Here is a 17,619-nt window from a genome sequence, read left to right as displayed (position 1 = left end):
AAACCACCCGTTTCTTGCCGATTTCCCTCATTTTGCACGTTTCTACAGCTTCTGTTTCACCGTCGCGAGCGCCCCGCCGAAGGCTTTGGCGAAGCTCTCGCGGTCATCCGGGTTGAGGAAGGAGCCGACATCCGTTCCGCGTCCCTCGCCCGTCACCTGCATGGAGGTGATGCCGAATTCCTCGTGCCGGTTGACGCGGAAGCGCGCCCAGAACGGGTTGAAACGGTGCTCCACCATGCGCCCACGTGGCGAGAACTTGCGGATCGACAGATTGGTGCGCGAAACGCTGACTTCCTCGCGCGCCTTGCCCGACCAGTAGCTCAGCTTGAAAGCTCCATAGAGCAGCAGGAAATCCAGCCCGAAGAAGAAGCCGATCGGCCAGGCGCCGGTCGCCATGAAGAAGACGCCGTAGAGGAAGCAGATGCCGCCGGAAAGAACGAGCAGCACGCGAAAACCCTTCCGGCCGAGCGAACGGTGAGGCGTGAGCTCGGCGGCGAAAACAGGCCTGTCTTCCGAAACGTCCACGTTGCTTTCCCTCATGCAAGCTGGGTATTAGACGGATATGGCGACTCCGAAATCCAAATCCAGCATCAGCATGTCACAAAAGTCAAACGGTGCTACGGCCCGCAAGCCGAAGCGGTATAAGTCCGCCTATTCGAAAGCCGAGCTGGAGGAGATCTTCCGCCGCTTTTCCGTGCAGCGGCCGGAGCCGAAGGGCGAGCTCGAGCATGTGAACCCCTTCACGCTGGTGGTGGCGGTAGCGCTTTCGGCGCAGGCGACCGATGCCGGCGTCAACAAGGCGACGCGCGGGCTCTTCAAAGTGGCCGACACGCCGGAAAAGATGCTGGCGCTCGGCGAGGAAGGCGTGACCCGGTACATCAAGACAATCGGCCTCTACCGCAACAAGGCGAAAAACGTGATCGCGCTCTCGCGCATGCTGATAGACGAATTCGGCTCGGAAGTGCCGAAGACCCGCGAAGAGCTGATGCGGCTGCCGGGCGTCGGCCGCAAGACGGCGAATGTGGTGATGTCCATGGCCTTCGGCATCCCGACGCTCGCCGTCGATACGCATGTCTTCCGCATCGCCAACCGGCTTCTGATCGCCCCCGGCAGGACGCCGGACGAGGTGGAGGAACATTTCCTCAAGGTCATTCCCCACCAGTATCTTTATCACGCGCATCATTGGCTGATCCTGCATGGTCGCTACACCTGCAAGGCGCGCAAGCCGGAATGCGAGCGCTGCGTCATCGCCGATCTCTGTCGATCGCCGGAAAAGACCTGCGATGTGCCGGCCCCTCTGGTGGAACTACCGCCCCAGCAGATCGGCGTGGCCGAGGCCGTCGAGTAGGGCCGCGATCGCCGCCTCGTAATCCTTCCGGCTTTCCCCGGCATCGATGGCGATCGCCGCGCGGTCGAAGGCAGCCGAGATCAGCGCCGTCAGCGGATCGAGAAGCCTTTGGCTTTCGGTGCCCGCAAGCAGCTCGGAAAGCCCGATCTTGAGGCTGGCCTCGGCCGGTTCGTCGGCAAGCAGCGCCGGCGCTTCGAGCAGCAGAAGCTTCGTGCGGCCGGGCACCGCCATGGCATCGAAATAGGCCGAGGCGCCCTGCAGCAGCGCATCCCGTGCCGACGTCGCATCGGCGGACCTTTCCTCGATCGCCTTGCCCACTTCCGCCGCCTCGCGCTCCACCACAGCGGCAAAAAGCGCCTTCTTGTCTTCGAAATGGTGATAGAGGGCGCCGCGTGTGACGTTCGCCGCCGCGACGATATCCGGCGTGGCGGTCTCGGCGTAACCCTTTTCCACGAAAAGTGCCCGTGCGGCATCAAGGAGGGCCGCGCGGGTGGCATCGGTGCGTTCGCGGTTGCTGCGCGGCATTTTCTTTCCTTCCCCATTTACATACAAACAGAATGTATTTATAAGAAAACATACAGACCGAATGTATCTTAAGGAACGAGGGAGTGAAAGCCATGAAATGCACGAGCTACTATCCCGTCATCATGACAGACGACGTGGCCGCCACGGCAGCCTTCTATCAGGAGCATTTCGCTTTCGAGGCGCTGTTCACTGCTGATTGGTACGTGCACCTGCAATCGAAGGAGAGCGAGCATGTGACGCTGGCGATCCTCGACGGCAGCCATGAAACGATCCCGGAAGACGGCCGCGGCAAGGTCTCCGGCCTCATCCTCAATTTCGAGGTGGAGGATGTGGATGCGATTTACGAGCGCCTGAAGAAGGCCGGATTGCCGATCCGGCTGGATATCCGCGACGAGGATTTCGGCCAGCGGCATTTCATCATCGCCGATCCGAACGGCGTGCTGATCGACATCGTCAAGCCGATCCCGCCGAGCGCCGAATTCGCGGCCATGTATGAGGCTTCGGCGCTGCCGGGTTAGGCTTTAAAGGAAGGATCGCGGCGGGAGATCGCCTTGTGGAGATGTACCATGAGGCCCGCCGCGAAGAGCGGCGTCAAAAGGTTGACGATCGGGATCGCCAGGAAACAGGCGATCAGGAGCCCCGCCATGAAGACGGTGGAGGAATGTTTCGACCGGAAGGCACGAGCCTCGACCGGCGGGCGGAATCGCATGGCCGCGAACTCGAAGAATTCGCGCCCGAGCAGATAGCCGTTCACCAGGAAGAAGGCGACGAGATTAACGCCCGGAATGAAGAGCAGCAGGAGCGCGACGATATTGCCGACGATCACCACGCCCAAGAACTTGATGGAACTGGCGATCGCCTCACCGAGCGGCATGGCCTTGCCGGGTGGATCGTTCGGATAGTCGCGCTTTTCCACCACTTCCGCCACGTCGTCGAGAAAAAGGCCGGCGATCAGCGCGGTGATCGGCGCGATCAGCAGCGCCAACGCGAGCGCCAGGCCGATGCTGGCGAGGATCGCCGCGAAGAAGGTGAACCAGCCCGTCCAATCCGGCGTGGCCGGAAAGAAGCCCGCGAGCCATGGCCAGGCATAAAAGGCGAAAAGCTCGCGCAGGCCGAACCATACGCCGATGAGAACGAGGATGGTGAGCCCCAGCGTCTTCCAGAAGACGGCGCGCGTCTCCGGCGCGAAGAGGTTGGCAAGCGAAAGTCTCGCAGCGTCGAGGATCATCGGCGTCTCCGTGTGTGGCCGCAGAGATGTAGGTGGGAGAAGCCGGAGCGGCAAGGCGATCCGCGAATTAGCTCGCTCCGGGTCCAAAGCGCCCCTCGTCAGTCCGTCGATGCGCCGGTGAAAACCGCCAACTGAGCGTCGAAAGCACGCTTATATGCGGGCCGCGCTTCGCCGCGGGCGACATAGGCGGAGAGGTTCGGATATTCGTCCAGTATATCCGAGCTCTGCAACCGGCGCAGCACCGTCACCATCAGCAGGTCACCGGCGCTGAACGCACCATCGAGCCAATCGGCATCGCCGAGGTGACCGGAAAGGCCGTCCAGCCGCTTCCGTATGTCCTTCTCCAGGGCATGCATGCGCTGCTCGTACCAGGGCTCGTCACGCTCGAGTATCCTGGCAAGGGCGCGCTCGAAGACTGGCGGCTCCACCGTGTTGAGCGCGGCAAACATCCACATGATCGCCCGCGCCCGGGCATTCGCATCGTCCGGCAAGAGGCTCCCATGGCGCTCGGCGATATGGAGCACGATCGCGCCCGACTCGAAGAGGGCGAGATCGCCTTCCTCATAGGTCGGGATCTGCCCGAATGGATGAAGCGCGAGATGCGCGGGTTCCTTCATGGTTTTGAACGAAACAAGGCGAACGTCGTAGGGCTGCCCTGCTTCTTCGAGCGCCCAGCGAACGCGCATGTCGCGCGCCAGGCCGTTGCCACGATCGGGGGAGCGTTCAAAGGCGGTAATGGTGATGGTCATCGTTGTTCTCCATGGCTTGCCTGCCTTGAAGACGGCCGGCTAAGCGAGATTCCGACACCCGATGCTCGCAATAATCCTCGCGATCACCTACCCCAGCTCCTTCAGCTCCTCCCGATGTCTCAGCATCGCGAGAAACCGCCGGTAATCGCGCTCGTATTTCTGCGCCCGCGCCGGGTCGCGCCGCCGCTCCGTGCCGCCGCCATCCATGGCGTGGCCGGCGGCAAAGAGATTTTCGTGGACGCCGCCGGCAACCGCCGCGGCCATGGCGGTGCCGAGCAGCACCGCATCGCGCGTCTCGGGCACGACCACATTGCGGCCCGTCGCATCGGCATAAAGCTCCACGAGGAGCGGATTGTTCACGTGCCCGCCGGTGACGTGCAGCGTCTCGAACCGGTAGCCGTAGCCTTCGAGCGTCTCCAGGATGTGGCGGATGCCGAGTGCGATGCCGACGCAGGAGCGCCAATAGAGCCGGCAGAGCCCGTCGAAGGATGTATCGAGCGTCAGGCCGCTGACGACTCCGGTGGCATGCGGATCGGCAAGCGGCGAGCGGTTGCCGTGGAAATCCGGCAGCACATGGAGGTCGGGCGCGATCTCGCCGCCTTTCTCGGCGCGCAGTTCCGCGATCCGGGTGATGATGCGCCCATGCAGATCGACGGAAGGCTCGCCGCCGGCGGCGTGCATCCGGACGACATGGTCGAGCAGGGCGCCGGTCGCCGATTGCCCGCCTTCCACCAGCCAGTGCTCGGGCAGGACCGCGCCGTGATAGGGGCCCCAGAGGCTGCGGCCGGGCTTCGGTTCATGCGTGAAGGCGACGATGCAGCTCGACGTGCCGCCGATCAGCGCCACGTGACTTTCGAGGCCTCGCCCATCCGCTACCCCGCCGAGCACGCCGCCAAGAACACCAAAAGCGCCGGCATAGGCGTCGATCAGGCCGGGCGCTACATGCACGCCGGTGTCGAGGCCGAGTTCCGCCGCCGCCTTTTCGCCAAGCGTGCCGATGCTCTCCCCTGCCCTTACGGTTTCTTCCGGCAGGCCGGCCTTTTCCCTCAGGTCTTCGAGGCCCGCAAGCCGCAGGAAGTCGGCGTTCCAGCCGGGATTTTCATGGGCGAGATAGTTCCACTTGGCGGTCAGCGTGCAGCGGGAACGCGCCGCCGAGCCGGTCGCCTTCCAGGTGAGGAAATCCGCAAGATCGAAGAAAGAGCCTGCCCTTGCCCAGGTCTCCGGCAGGCGCCTCTTCACCCACATGAGCTTCGGCATCTCCATCTCGGGCGAGAGCGAGCCGCCGGAGAATTCGAGAACCGGATGACCGGTGGCGGAAAGCTCGTCCGCTTCCTCTATCGCCCGGTGATCGAGCCAGACGATGGTATCGCGGCGATCCTCCCCTGTCGTGGAAACGGTGAGCTGATGACCGTCGCGATCCCGCGCCACAAGAGAACAGGTGGCGTCGAAGCCGATCGCGGCAACGCCGGAGGCCGGAATGCCGGCCTCCCTCACGGCCTCTCGGACGGCGCCGCATGTGGCCGCCCAGATATCCTCGGAATCGTGCTCGGCGTGGTTTTCCCTCGGCCGGAACATCAGGATCGGGCGTTTCGCCTTGGCGAGCAGGCGTCCATCGCGATCGAAGACGCCGGCGCGGGCGCTGCCCGTGCCGATATCGACCGCAACGAGATGATCACGCATCCGGATTTGTTTCCTGTCCCATTGTTCGCTGCGGCTAGCGCGACCCTTTTAGGCCCGCTTCGCGGCGATCCTCCAAATGTTTTTGGACAAGGTGGATCAAATCCGGCATCGCGTCAAACACCACCTCGGGCGCCAGCGCTTCTATGCGCTCGCGATAGCCGGGAACGCCGGCATGCGAACCGCCGGTGAAAGCGAAGGTGGCCATGCCGGCGCGATGCGCCGCCTCGATACCGGCCGGGCTGTCCTCGATGACGATGCAGTTTGCGGGGTCCGCATTCATTTCGCTCGCGGCATGCAGGAAAAGATCGGGCGCCGGCTTGCCCCGCGCCACCATGGCCGCGCTGAAAATGTCCGGCTCCAGCCGGTCGATGAGCCCGGTGATCGTCAGCGACAGACGGATGCGCTCGGGCTGGCTGGACGAGGCGACGCAACGCCGCCACGTCATGCGGTCGAGCGTCTCCCCGATGCCGGGGATCGGCCGCAGTTCCTTTCGGAAGCGCGCGTAGAGATCGTGACGCATGTCATCGAGGAAACTCTCGTCGGCTTCGATGCCGAATTCGTCCCGCATGATCCGGGTGACGGTCGCAAGGCTGCGGCCCAGAAAGCGGCGATAGACCTCCTCCTCTTCGATCATCAGGCCCTTGCGGCGGAGCGCATCCATGAGCACACGCACGGAAACGGGTTCGCTGTCGACGAGGACCCCGTCGCAATCGAAGATCACCAATGGTCCCGCCGTATCGAGCACTTTTTCCACCGTTACTTGACGAGCTCGTCCGCCAGATAGAGTTCGAGCGTTTTAGCAGTCCCCTCTTTCCAAAGCGTTTGAAGCGCATGGGCGAAACGCTTGCGGAACAGTTCGGATTTAGAGACCGCCCCGAATATCTCGTCGAAGGCAAGGAAGGCGTCCGGATCGTCCTTGGCCTTCAAGGCAGCCGCATGCAGGCGGTCGGCGCTCGCATCGTTGAAGACGATCGTCTTGCCGCTGTCGGAAGTGCCCGCGAAATAGCGGCACCAGAGCGCCGAGACGAGCGACAAGCCGACGATGTCGAGGCCGTTCGCTAGCCGGTCGGCGGTGGACGGCAGGATGAATTTCGGCTGCCGGTTGGAGCCGTCTTGCGCGAGCCGCGGGATCGTGTCGCCGATCTTCGGGTTCAGGAACCGCCGCTCGATCAGCGCGAAGTATTCCTCAAGGCTGGTATCCGGCACCGGCGGGATGATCGGGATGATCTCCTCCTTCTCCAGCTTGGCGAGGAAAGCGCGGATCAGCGGATGTTCCATGGCCTCATGAACGAAATGCACGTCGAGAAGCGCTGCCGGATAGGCGATCGCCGCATGACCGCCGTTCAGGATGCGGATCTTCATATGCTCATAGGGCGCGACATCCGGCACGAACTGCACGCCCACCTCTTCGAGAGCGGGGCGCCCGGCGGGGAACTTGTCCTCCATCACCCACTGCTTGAACTCCTCGCAGAAGACCGGCCAGTTGTCCTCGATGCCGAAATCATTGCGCAGGATATCGATCTCGCGGGTTCCCGTGGCCGGAGTGATGCGATCCACCATGGAATTCGGAAAGGCGACGTTGCCGTGAATCCAGTGAGCGAAATCCGGATCGGAGAGCTTGGCCAGTCCCACGACCGCGTTTTCCGTCACCTCGCCGTTTCCGGGGATGTTGTCGCAGGACATGATGGTGAATGGCCGGATGCCGCGGCTCTTTCGCAGCTTCAAACCCGCCAGGATCAGCCCGAATACGGTCTTCGGGTTCTCCGGGTTCCTGCCGTCCTCGGCGATTGCCGGATGGGCCGGGTTGAACTGGCCGGACGCGTCGATGAAATAGCCGCCCTCGGTGATCGTCATGGAGACGATGCGGATCGCCGGATCGGCGAGCCTCTCGATCAATGCTTTCTTCTGATCCGGCGCGATGATGTCGATCATCGGCCCGGTGACGCGCGCGGCCGTCTTGTTATTGTCCTGCTCGACGACGGTGGTGAGATAATCCTGAGCCTTCAGCTTGTCGCGCATGGCGGCATCGGAGGGCAGCACGCCGGCGCCCACGATCGCCCAGTCATGATCCCCGCCGAGATTGAAGAGGTCGTCGAGATAGACGGCCTGATGGGCGCGATGGAAGTTGCCTACGCCGAAATGCACGATCCCGGCGGAAAGTGTTTCCCTGTCATAAGCCGGCACGGCGGCGGTTGCCGCGGCATCCTTCAGGCTCGCCAGCGAAAGCTTCACAGTCATTTATCAGTACTCCAGTGTGGACCGAGAAATCTCAGGCCAATAAAACAGGCCAACACCACCCCAACCTCCGTCGCAACGCCCCGGTTTGATGGCACGTTGCATTCCTCTCGCCGTCATCCTCGGGCTTGTCCCGAGGATCTGTCCACGTCGAGACAATCGAGCCGTTTGCAGATGCTCGGGACAAGCCCGAGCATGACGACAGAGCATTCGCAGCCTCGCCACAATCTCAGGCCCTGATGGCCATGCCCTTGTCGTCGAAGCGATGTATCCGGTCCTCATTGGGCGTGAGATAGATCCGGTCGCCGTGATGCACGCCGAACTCGCCGTCGCAGCGGGCGGTGATCGACCCGATGCCCTCCACATCCACATGCAGGAAGGTATCGGCGCCGAGATGCTCGGCGACCGTCACCTTGCCCGTCCACTCGCCGCTGTCCTTCGAAAGACCGATATGCTCCGGCCGCACGCCGGCCGTGCTCGCGCCCTTCGACTGCGCGAATGCGCCCTCGATCAAGTTCATGCGCGGCGAGCCGATGAAGCCGGCGACGAAGAGATTGCGCGGATTGCGGTAGAGCTCCAGCGGCGAGCCGACCTGCTCGATATTGCCGCGGTTCAGGACAACGATCTTGTCGGCCATGGTCATGGCTTCCACCTGGTCGTGAGTGACGTAGACCATCGTCGTCTTGAGCTGGTGATGCAGCTGGCTGATCTCGAGGCGCATGGTGCCGCGCAGCGCCGCGTCGAGGTTCGAAAGCGGCTCGTCGAACAGGAAGGCGGAAGGTTCGCGCACGATGGCGCGGCCGATCGCGACGCGCTGGCGCTGCCCGCCCGAAAGCTGCGAGGGACGCCGCTCCAGATAATCCGTGAGGTTGAGCACGCGCGCGGCATCCTCCACCTTCCTGTCGATGGCCGCCTTGTCGAGCTTGGCCATCTTCAGCGGGAAGGCGATGTTGTTGCGCACGCTCATATGCGGATAGAGCGCATAGGACTGGAAGACCATGGCGAGCCCGCGCTCGGCCGGCGCATTCTCGGTCACGTCCTTGCCGTCGATCATGATCGAACCGCCGGTAACGTCCTCCAGGCCCGCGATCAGGCGCAGGAGCGTGGACTTGCCGCAGCCGGACGGGCCGACGAAGACGACGAACTCGCCGTCATGGATTTCGAGGTCGATCGAGGGGATGACCTTGGCTTCGCCGAAGGTCTTCGACACCTTGTTGAGGGTTATGCTTCCCATGTCGTTCTTGTCCTTGCTTGACCGCGCCGCCTACTTGACCGCACCGAAGGTGAGGCCGCGAACGAGTTGCTTCTGGCTGAACCAGCCGAGGATGAGGATCGGCGCGATCGCCATGGTGGAGGCCGCCGAAAGTTTCGCCCAGAACAGTCCCTGAGGACTGGAGAAGGAGGCGATGAAAGCCGTCAGCGGCGCCGCATTGGTAGTCGTCAGCCGGATGGTCCAGAAGGACTCGTTCCAGGCGAGGATGACGTTGAGGAGCAGCGTCGAGGCGATGCCGGGAACCGCCATCGGCGTCAGCACGTAGACGATCTCCTGCCAGAGCCCTGCCCCATCCATCCGCGCCGCTTCCAGGATCTCGCCGGGGATTTCGCGGAAATAGGTGTAGAGCATCCACACCACGATCGGCAGGTTAATGAGGGTGAGCATGACCGTGAGCCCGATGCGGCTGTCCAGCAGGCCGAAATCGCGGAACATCAGGTAGATCGGCACGAGCACTGCGACCGCCGGCATCATCTTGGTGGAGAGCATCCACATCAGGATGTCCTTGGTGCGCTTGGTCGGCGAAAACGCCATCGCCCAGGCGGCCGGGATCGCGATGATGAGCGCCAGGATCGTGGAGCCCACCGACAGCACGACCGAGTTCATGAACGGCTTCAAGTAATCGCGCTGCGTCTGCACCGTGACGTAGTTCTCGAAGGTGCCGGAGGGGATGAGGCTGAAGCCCGCGATCGCTTCCGGCTCGGTCTTGATGCTGGTGATGAGCGTGTAGAGGATCGGGAAGAAGATCACCAGCGCGACGATCCAGGCGGCGATCGTGGCGGTGACCTTGTGGCGTGTCGTGACTGAGCGAGCCATGAAGTGACCTCCTTACCGGTCCAGGTTGCGGCCGACGGCGCGCATCAGGAAAAAGGCGACGATATTGGCGAGGATGACCGCGATGATGCCGCCCGCTGATGCCCCGCCCACGTCATAGCCGAGAAGCGCGGTGCGGTAGATTAGGAAGGCAAGATTGGTTGACGCGTAGCCCGGGCCGCCATTGGTGGTGACGAGAATTTCCGCATAGACGCCGAGCAGGAAGATCGTCTGGATCAGGATCACGACCGTGATGGCGCGGGCAAGATGCGGCAGCGTCAGATAGATGAAGCGGTTGAGGAAATTGGCGCCGTCCATCTCGGCCGCTTCCTTCTGCTCGCTGTCGAGCGATTGCAGCGCGGTGAGCAGGATGAGGGTCGCGAAGGGCAGCCATTGCCAGGCGACGATGATGATGATCGCCAGCAGCGGATATTGCGCAAACCAGTCGACCGGCTGGAACCCCAATGCCTTGTTGATATCGGCCAGCACCCCATAGCCCGGATGCATGATCATGTTCTTCCAGATCAGCGCCGCGACCGGCGGCATGACGAAGAACGGCGAGATGACGAGGATGCGCACGATCCCGTGCCCGAAGATCGGCTGATCGAGAAGGAGCGCGATCGCGATGCCGCCGATGACGGTGATCAAGAGCACGCCGCCGACGATCATGAGAGTGTTCCAGATCGACTGGAAGAATGCCGGATCGGTGTAGAAGAAGCGGTAGTTGAACAGGCCCGTGAAGCTCACATTGGCGGGATTCAAGAGATTGTAGTTCTGAAACGAGAACCACAACGTCATCGCCAGAGGAACGATCATCCAGACCAGGAGAAGCAAAACGGAGGGCGCCATCATGAGCCGCGCCAGAGTCCTGGTGTTCTGCGTTGCCATTCTGCACCCTCCCTGAATTGGCCGCGCATCTCATTTGGGCGGGAGACGTGGCGCGGCCGGGCTTTTCTTGTTGTTTCGGCAGAGTTTGAAAAGGGGTCGCCCGACCCGAAGGCAGGCGACCCAGGCTCGGGAGGAACTACTTGATGTAGCCGGCGCGAGTCATTTCACGCACCGTGGCGGTTTGCGCCTGCGTGAGCGCATCATCGACCGAGGATTGACCCGCCACAACCGCCGAGAAGAGCTGGCCGACATTCGTGCCGATCGCCTGGAATTCCGGGATCGCCACGAACTGGCCGCCTGTATAGGGCACCGGCTTCACGGTCGGCTTGGTGATGTCGGCTGCCTGCATGGCGGCGAGCGTCGGCTCGGCGAAGGAGGCGGCCTTCTTGTATTCCTCGTTCTCATAGAGCGAGGTGCGGGTGCCCGGCGGCACGTTCGCCCAGCCCTCCTTCGAAGCGACGAGCTCGGTATATTCCTTGCTGGTCGCCCAGGCGATGAACTTCTGCGCGGCCTCGCCCTTCGTGGAGCTTGCCGGGATTGCGAGGTTCCACGACCACAGCCAGTTGCCGTGGTTGTTCACGCCCTCCTTGGTCGGGAAGATCGCATAGCCGACCTTGTCGGCGACCGTCGAATCCTTCGGGTCGGAGACGAAGGAGGCCGCGACCGTCGCGTCGATCCACATGCCGCACTTGCCCTGCTGGAAGAGGGTGAGGTTCTCGTTGAAGCCGTTGGAGGAAGCACCGGCCGGGCCTGCATCCTTCATGAGATCCACATAGAACTGCAGCGCGTCCTTCCATTCGGGCTGATCGAACTGCGGCTGCCAGTTTTCGTCGAACCACCGGCCGCCGTAGGAATTGGCGAGAGCCGTGACGAAGGCCATGTTCTCGCCCCAGCCGGCCTTGCCGCGCAAGCAGATGCCGTTGATGTCGGCGGAACGGTCGGTGATCTTGCGGGCGGCCTCGCCGATGAAGTCCCAGGTCGGGTTTTCCGGCATCTTCAGCCCGGCCTTCTCGAAGAGGTCCGTGCGGTACATGATCATCGCGGATTCACCGTAGAACGGCGAGGCATAGAGCTTGCCGTCCACGGTGAGGCCGCCGCGGATCGACGGCAACAGGTCATCCACGTCGTAGGCATCGCCCAGATTGTTGAGTTCCAGAAGCCAGCCCTGCTTGGCCCAGATCGGAACCTCGTAGTTGCCGATCGTCAGGATGTCGTACTGTCCGCCCTTGGTGGCGATGTCGGTCGTGACGCGCTCGCGCAGGACATTTTCCTCAAGCGTCACCCATTCGACCTGAATATCCGGGTTCTTCGCGGTAAACTCGGACGTCAGACCCTGCATACGGATCATGTCGCCGTTGTTGACCGTCGCGATCGTGAGAGTTTCGGCCGAAGCCCCGGTGGAAAAAACTCCGGCAAAAACCAGCGCCGAGCAGGCGCCCAGCAAAACCGTCTTCAATGTCATATCTTCCTCCCAGAAGATGAGTAACGAGCATTCGCTTTGCTCATGAGCAATTACCCACTAGCGGGCAGTCAAAGTCAATCTCCATTCGTCGCTGCAGCGCAACGGCAAACATAATCTCTTGATTTTAAACCGGTAATTTTTGCTCACATGGAGAGCAATTGCTCCGCGGTCGCCTCATCGGTGATGACGCCGTTGATGAGCCTCCCGTCGAGGGCGGCGCCAAGCGCGACCACCTTCTTGCGCCCCTGCGCGATGCCGATGACGGACGAGGTCTCCCGCGAAGGAATCGGCACGCTCGCAACCCGGTCGTTTATGGAGCTTTCCACCAACCTGCCCTTATGGTCGAAGATCCAGCCGCAGATCTCGCCGGCGGCCCCCTCCTCCACCAGCTTCATCATCTCGTCGCGGCCCAGGAAGCCGTCGACGCAGAGCGGACCGTCCACCCCGAGTTCGCCGATGCCTACGAAGGTGACATCCGCCTTGGCGCCGAGCGCGATGGTGGAGCGCACCAGCGCCTGGTCATGCAGCGTCTCGCGCTCTTCCGCCGAAGAGCACAGAACCGGCAGCGGCATGGGAAAATGCCGCGCCTTGATGGCATCGGCCATGGAAAAGATGACGTTGTAGAAGGCCGCCGACCCGTCCGGCCCGATATTGCCGGTGAGCGACACGATACGGTGCTGCGGGCATTCCATCGGCGGCAACTGGTCGACCGCGGCTTTCAGCGTGCGGCCCGTGCCGATCGCGACGATGATCGGGTCCGGACGTTTCAGCCAGCGCTCGATCTCGGCCGCCGCCGCTTCCGCGATGCCGACCGTGGTGGAGACGCCGGCCGGATCGCTCGGCACCACCTCTGCATGCTTGAGATCGTATCTTTGCCTGAGAGCCTCGGCCAGCTCCAGACAGGCCGAGATCGGATGGTCGAGCCGCACCTTGATCAGCCGTTCGGCAACCGCAAGCGACACCAGCCGCTGCGCCGACTGCCGGGAAATGCTCATGGCCGCGGCGATTTCGTCCTGGGTGCGGCCCGCCACATAATAGAGCCAGCCGGCCCGCGCCGCATCATCGAGCCGCCCTTGCGTATCAGACCGTTTTGCCATGGCAGAAATTCTCCTCCGCCCGTTGCTGCCATGTTTTCGGAGTTTCTGTCAAACGGTTGGCGGCGTCCGACGCAAGGCATCGCCTATCACCTGCCCCATGAGATCGTAACGAGCGCGATGCGCTTCTTTCGATGCAGCCAGCCAGCCCGCAGCTTCGATCTTGGTAAGGTCGAGAGGATGCCCGGCCTGTTCCGCAAGCTGTTTGAGATACAGCAGCTGCGTGCGGCCGTTCCCCTCCCGGAATGGGTGGACATAATTGACATCGCCGATGATTTTACCGGCTTCGGCCGCGAAGACCGATTGCTCGAGACCTCGCAGAAAATCCGATTTCATGAGGCGGCGGTGAACATCCGCCATGCCTGTTTCGATATACTGCTGGAACTGGAACTGGCTGCCGCCCTTGGATATCTCGACGGTGCGAATTTGCCCCGCCCATTCGAAAATGTCCTGGAAAAGATGGCGATGGATCGCCTTGAGATGCTGAAGGTCGAAGTTGCCTGACGGGATGCCCTCACCCACCCGCATTGTGACTATTTCGCGCTCGTAATAGTCAAGCTTCTCGGCATCCTGAATGCCGAGTTTGTTTCTGAGAACACCGGTTCCGGGATAGACGTATGGGTCGCTCATTCCGCCGCGTGAGGTGTGGCGGCAGCACGCGCCCGCTCAAGGATATACGCACGGCGCTTTTCCTGGGACCACCCCTCGCGAGCAAACATTTCAAACATGGCGATCTGCTCCGCATCGAGGGGATTTCCCTCGATCGCCTGGAGATGAGCGGCTTCGCGGGTGCGTAGCCGGATCGTGTTCTTGTCGTTCATGTCGGAGCTTTTCCTCCTGGCCAAACCGCCGGGTCATCCGGATATCAACTGATTGAAGGATATCAGAAATCCGGATGCCCGGCAAACTCACGCCACCTGCACCAGATGCCCCTCCGAAACCTCCCGGTACTCCCGCTTCGGCGGCACGTAGTCGACGGACCGGATCGGGCTCTTGATCTCGTCGGTGGACATGTTGCGCTTGATCTTGCGGCGCGAGGGATCAGGCACCGGAACCGCCGACATCAGCTTCCTCGTATAGGAATGCTGCGGGTTGTCGAACACCGCCGCACGCGGACCGATCTCGACGATCTCGCCGAGATACATCACCGCAACACGATGGCTCACCCGCTCCACCACCGCCATATCGTGGCTGATGAAGAGGAAGGCAAGGTTGAGGCTCTGCTGCAGGTCGAGGAGCAGATTGCAGACCTGCGCCTTGATGGAGACGTCGAGCGCCGAGACCGCCTCGTCTGCGACAATCACCTTCGGGTCAAGCATCAGGGCGCGGGCGATCGCGATGCGTTGGCGCTGACCGCCGGAGAACTCATGCGGGAAGCGCTTCATCATGTCGGCCGACAGGCCGACCTTTTCGAGCAGATTGGCCGTCTTTTCGCGGGCCTGGGCTTTCGTACCGAGATTGTGCTCGATGAAGGGCTCCATCACCGCCGCGCCGATGCTCATGCGCGGATTGAGGCTGGCGAAAGGGTCCTGGAACACCATCTGGATCGACCGCCGCATGCTGCGCAAGCTCGACTGATCGAGCTTCATGACGTCATAGCCGTCGAGAGTGACGTCGCCGCTCGTCGGCGTGATGAGCCGCGTGACGGAACGCCCGGTGGTGGATTTTCCGCAACCCGATTCGCCGACCAGCGAAAGCGTCTCACCCTCGAACAGGTTGAAGGAGACTTTCTCCACCGCATGCACGGCGCCTGTCTTGCGGCCGAACAGGCCGGAGCGGATGTCGAACCGGGTCGTCAGTTCCTTGACGTCGAGGATCGGCGTCCTGCCCTTGCCGACCGTATCATCGACATCCTTGAGGGGTTGCTGCTCGCCGGTCTTCACATCGATGATCGGAAACCGCTGCGGCAGCACCCGCCCGCTCATGGAGCCGAGCTTCGGCACCGCCGAAAGAAGCGCCCGCGTATAGGGGTGCTTGCCGCGATGGAAGATGTCGTCCGTGGAGCCGGTTTCCACCGCTTCGCCGCGATACATGACGATAGTTCGATCGGCGACCTCCGCCACCACGCCCATGTCGTGGGTGATGAAGAGAACCGACATGCCTTCCTCTTCCTGCAGCACTTTGATGAGATCGAGGATCTGGCCCTGGATCGTCACGTCGAGTGCGGTCGTCGGCTCGTCGGCGATCAGGAGTTTCGGTTTCGAGGCGAGCGCCATGGCGATCATCACGCGCTGGCGCATGCCGCCGGAGAACTGATGCGGATATTCGTCGAAACGATTTTTCGCGTTCGGAATTCTCACCTTTTCGAGGAGCCGGACCACCTCCGCCTTGGCCTCGGCCTTGGTAATGTCCTTGTGGACGGTCAAGGCTTCCGCGATCTGCTTGCCGATCGGGAAGATCGGGTTGAGGCTCGTCATCGGCTCCTGAAAGATCATCGAGATCTCGTTGCCGCGTACATGCCGCATCTGCTCCTCCGGCAGCGCCAGGAGCTCCCGTCCGCTTAAGAAAACCTTGCCTTCGATCCGGCTCGAATTCTTCGGCAGGAGCCGCATGATCGAGAGCGAGGTCACGCTCTTGCCGGAACCGCTCTCGCCCACGATCGCAACCGTCTCGCGCGGCGCCACATCGAAGGAAATGTTGCGCACGACGGACTTCCATTCGTCGCCGACGCGGAAGGAGGTCGTGAGGTTCTGGACCGAAAGCACAGGCGCGACCGAGCCGCCGGTCTGCTCCATTGCCGTTGCACCAAGCAGCATGGGATTCTCCTTGTTCGAACGGTTGGAAGGATCAGGCTGCGAGCGCCGTTTCGGCAAGCGTCACCCAATAGCTGACGCCATAGGGGATGGCCTCGTCGTTGAAATCGTAGGCCGGGTTATGGAGAGTGGCCGTATCGCCGTTGCCGATGAAGATGAAGGCGCCGGGCCGCTTCTCGAGCATGTAGGAGAAATCCTCCGCTCCCATATGCGGCGGCGCATCCGTCGTCACCGCCTTGCCGCCCGCGATCCTGCTGGCGATCTCGATCGCGAAATCGGTCTCGTCGGCATGGTTGAAGGTGACGGGATAGCCGCGGCGATAGACGACCTCTGCCGTCGCGCCATGGGCGATCGCCGTCGACTGCGCCACTTCGGTCAGGCGCTTTTCGGCGAAATCGCGGGTTTCTGGAAGCAGCGTACGCACCGTGCCCGTCAGCTTTACGAAGCCGGGGATGACATTGTTCGCCTCCCCGCCATGGGTCGTCGCCACGGTGACGACCAGCGATTTCAGCGGATCGGTCTCGCGCGACACGATGGATTGCAGCGCGATGATGATATGGGCCGAGGCAAGCACCGGATCGACGGAAAGATGGGGCTGCGCGGCATGGCTGCCGCGGCCGTGAATGGTGATCTCGAAAGAATCGGCTGCGGCCATGACCGAGCCCTTGCGGATCGAGAAATGGCCGACCGGCAGGCGCGGCTCGTTGTGCATGCCATAGACCTGTTTGATGCCGAATTTCTCCATGAGCCCGTCGTCGATCATGGCAAGCGCGCCAGCGCCGCCCTCTTCGGCAGGCTGGAAGATTACCGCGACGGAGCCGGAGAAGTTGCGGGTCTCGGCAAGGTACTGCGCCGCGCCGAGCAGCATGGCGGTGTGCCCGTCATGGCCGCAGGAATGCGCCTTGCCGGGCGTCTTCGAAGCCCAGGGCTTGCCGCTCGTCTCCAGGATGGGCAGCGCATCCATGTCGGCACGGAAGCCGATCACCGGGCCGTCGCCCCGCCTGCCCTTGATGATCCCGACGACGCCGGTCTTGCCGATGCCCGTTTCCACCACGTCGCAGCCGAAGGATTTCAGCTTCTCGGCCACGAATTTCGCCGTCTCGTGAACCTCGTAGAGGATCTCGGGATTCTGGTGGATGTGGCGCCTCCATTCAGCGACTTCGTCCTGCATTTCGGCGACGCGATTGAGTACCGGCATAGGTGCAAACTCCGCAATTTTTGGTGTTTCCCATTCTTGTTTGGCGGGATATTGCGATGCGAAGTTGGGTTTTTGCAAGCTTCAATTTTCCGGCTTGAACGGAAAATAGGCCTATGCTTAGATAGCTCAAAATTTGGTCACGCCTGACTGGGAAGGCGCGATCCTCGCTGTGCCAAAACCTGCTTGAACGGAGGGAGGACAGTTAATTCCACTGTAAAATCAAAAGCTTGATAAAGCTGCCTTGCAGTGCGAACAGCTATAGCACCGGCTTGCGCCGGACTGGCAAACCATGCAACCCAACGAGAAAATAAAGGGGAATACTCGCATGAACAAGCTCAATATCCTTCTGGCAGGCTCCGTGGGGGGGGGGGGG

At 62.2% G+C, this 17,619-nt stretch carries 18 protein-coding genes; 2 read left to right on the top strand and 16 right to left on the bottom strand.

The annotated features are described in order from the left end of the window. Positions 1–42: 42 nt before the first annotated feature. On the bottom strand, positions 43–540 hold the full coding sequence (locus ACE04I_RS22560) for a DUF2244 domain-containing protein (RefSeq protein WP_046794774.1): 498 nt from the start codon (positions 538–540) through the stop codon (positions 43–45). 22 nt (positions 541–562) lie between these two features. Here ACE04I_RS22560 and nth point away from each other — a divergent pair, with 22 nt between their 5' ends. After that, entirely contained in the window at positions 563–1,348 is a 786-nt protein-coding gene (gene nth / locus ACE04I_RS22555) for an endonuclease III (protein ID WP_046794775.1), read from the top strand. Here nth and ACE04I_RS22550 read toward each other — a convergent pair. Next, a complete protein-coding gene (locus ACE04I_RS22550; protein WP_046794776.1) occupies positions 1,307–1,873 on the bottom strand; it encodes a TetR/AcrR family transcriptional regulator in 567 nt (188 codons plus the stop codon). The two genes, nth and ACE04I_RS22550, sit on opposite strands and share 42 nt — an antisense overlap. 92 nt (positions 1,874–1,965) lie before the next feature. Between ACE04I_RS22550 and ACE04I_RS22545 the strand changes: the two genes are divergently transcribed. Next, positions 1,966–2,391, top strand: coding sequence for a VOC family protein (locus tag ACE04I_RS22545; RefSeq protein WP_046794777.1), 426 nt, complete (start codon positions 1,966–1,968; stop codon positions 2,389–2,391). Here ACE04I_RS22545 and ACE04I_RS22540 read toward each other — a convergent pair. From ACE04I_RS22540 to ACE04I_RS22475, 14 genes are all read right to left on the bottom strand, one after another. Next, positions 2,388–3,101 carry a sulfate transporter family protein gene (locus ACE04I_RS22540; protein ID WP_046794778.1) on the bottom strand — a complete coding sequence of 238 codons (714 nt, stop codon included), beginning with the start codon at positions 3,099–3,101 and terminating at the stop codon, positions 2,388–2,390. The genes ACE04I_RS22545 and ACE04I_RS22540 overlap by 4 nt on opposite strands. Before the next feature lie 98 nt (positions 3,102–3,199). Continuing rightward, positions 3,200–3,850 carry a glutathione S-transferase family protein gene (locus tag ACE04I_RS22535; RefSeq protein ID WP_046794779.1) on the bottom strand — a complete coding sequence of 217 codons (651 nt, stop codon included), beginning with the start codon at positions 3,848–3,850 and terminating at the stop codon, positions 3,200–3,202. Between the two features lie 87 nt (positions 3,851–3,937). After that, on the bottom strand, positions 3,938–5,530 hold the full coding sequence (locus ACE04I_RS22530) for an FGGY-family carbohydrate kinase (RefSeq protein ID WP_487207615.1): 1,593 nt from the start codon (positions 5,528–5,530) through the stop codon (positions 3,938–3,940). Between the two features lie 34 nt (positions 5,531–5,564). Beyond that, the gene (locus ACE04I_RS22525; protein WP_046794781.1) at positions 5,565–6,275 is read right to left on the bottom strand and encodes an HAD family hydrolase; all 711 of its coding nucleotides are present in this window, start codon (positions 6,273–6,275) and stop codon (positions 5,565–5,567) included. Between the two features lie 11 nt (positions 6,276–6,286). Further along, complete coding sequence (locus ACE04I_RS22520; RefSeq protein ID WP_137326632.1) at positions 6,287–7,768, bottom strand: mannitol dehydrogenase family protein; 1,482 nt, start codon at positions 7,766–7,768, stop codon at positions 6,287–6,289. Between the two features lie 226 nt (positions 7,769–7,994). Then, complete coding sequence (locus ACE04I_RS22515) at positions 7,995–8,999, bottom strand: ABC transporter ATP-binding protein (RefSeq protein WP_046794783.1); 1,005 nt, start codon at positions 8,997–8,999, stop codon at positions 7,995–7,997. A gap of 30 nt (positions 9,000–9,029) precedes the next feature. Continuing rightward, positions 9,030–9,854 (bottom strand): carbohydrate ABC transporter permease, encoded by an 825-nt coding sequence (locus ACE04I_RS22510; protein WP_046794784.1) that lies wholly within the window; start codon positions 9,852–9,854, stop codon positions 9,030–9,032. Positions 9,855–9,866: 12 nt separating this feature from the next. After that, positions 9,867–10,739: a carbohydrate ABC transporter permease gene (locus ACE04I_RS22505; RefSeq protein ID WP_487207614.1), complete on the bottom strand. Its 873-nt coding sequence runs from the start codon at positions 10,737–10,739 to the stop codon at positions 9,867–9,869. A 136-nt stretch (positions 10,740–10,875) separates the two neighbouring features. Further along, on the bottom strand, positions 10,876–12,201 hold the full coding sequence (locus ACE04I_RS22500; RefSeq protein ID WP_046794786.1) for an ABC transporter substrate-binding protein: 1,326 nt from the start codon (positions 12,199–12,201) through the stop codon (positions 10,876–10,878). Between the two features lie 143 nt (positions 12,202–12,344). Further along, positions 12,345–13,298: a sugar-binding transcriptional regulator gene (locus ACE04I_RS22495; protein WP_046794787.1), complete on the bottom strand. Its 954-nt coding sequence runs from the start codon at positions 13,296–13,298 to the stop codon at positions 12,345–12,347. Between the two features lie 48 nt (positions 13,299–13,346). Next, the gene (locus ACE04I_RS22490) at positions 13,347–13,823 is read right to left on the bottom strand and encodes a Fic/DOC family protein (RefSeq protein ID WP_487207620.1); all 477 of its coding nucleotides are present in this window, start codon (positions 13,821–13,823) and stop codon (positions 13,347–13,349) included. 98 nt (positions 13,824–13,921) lie between these two features. Further along, positions 13,922–14,116 (bottom strand): hypothetical protein, encoded by a 195-nt coding sequence (locus tag ACE04I_RS22485; RefSeq protein WP_046794789.1) that lies wholly within the window; start codon positions 14,114–14,116, stop codon positions 13,922–13,924. Positions 14,117–14,203: 87 nt separating this feature from the next. Beyond that, complete coding sequence (locus ACE04I_RS22480) at positions 14,204–16,051, bottom strand: ABC transporter ATP-binding protein (RefSeq protein ID WP_137326633.1); 1,848 nt, start codon at positions 16,049–16,051, stop codon at positions 14,204–14,206. Positions 16,052–16,082: 31 nt separating this feature from the next. After that, complete coding sequence (locus tag ACE04I_RS22475; RefSeq protein WP_046794791.1) at positions 16,083–17,246, bottom strand: M20 aminoacylase family protein; 1,164 nt, start codon at positions 17,244–17,246, stop codon at positions 16,083–16,085. Between the last annotated feature and the right edge of the window lie 373 nt (positions 17,247–17,619).

Source organism: Rhizobium moroccans, assembly GCF_057559155.1.
Note: the sequence above shows the minus strand (reverse complement) of the source record. Positions and strands in the feature narration are given on the sequence as shown.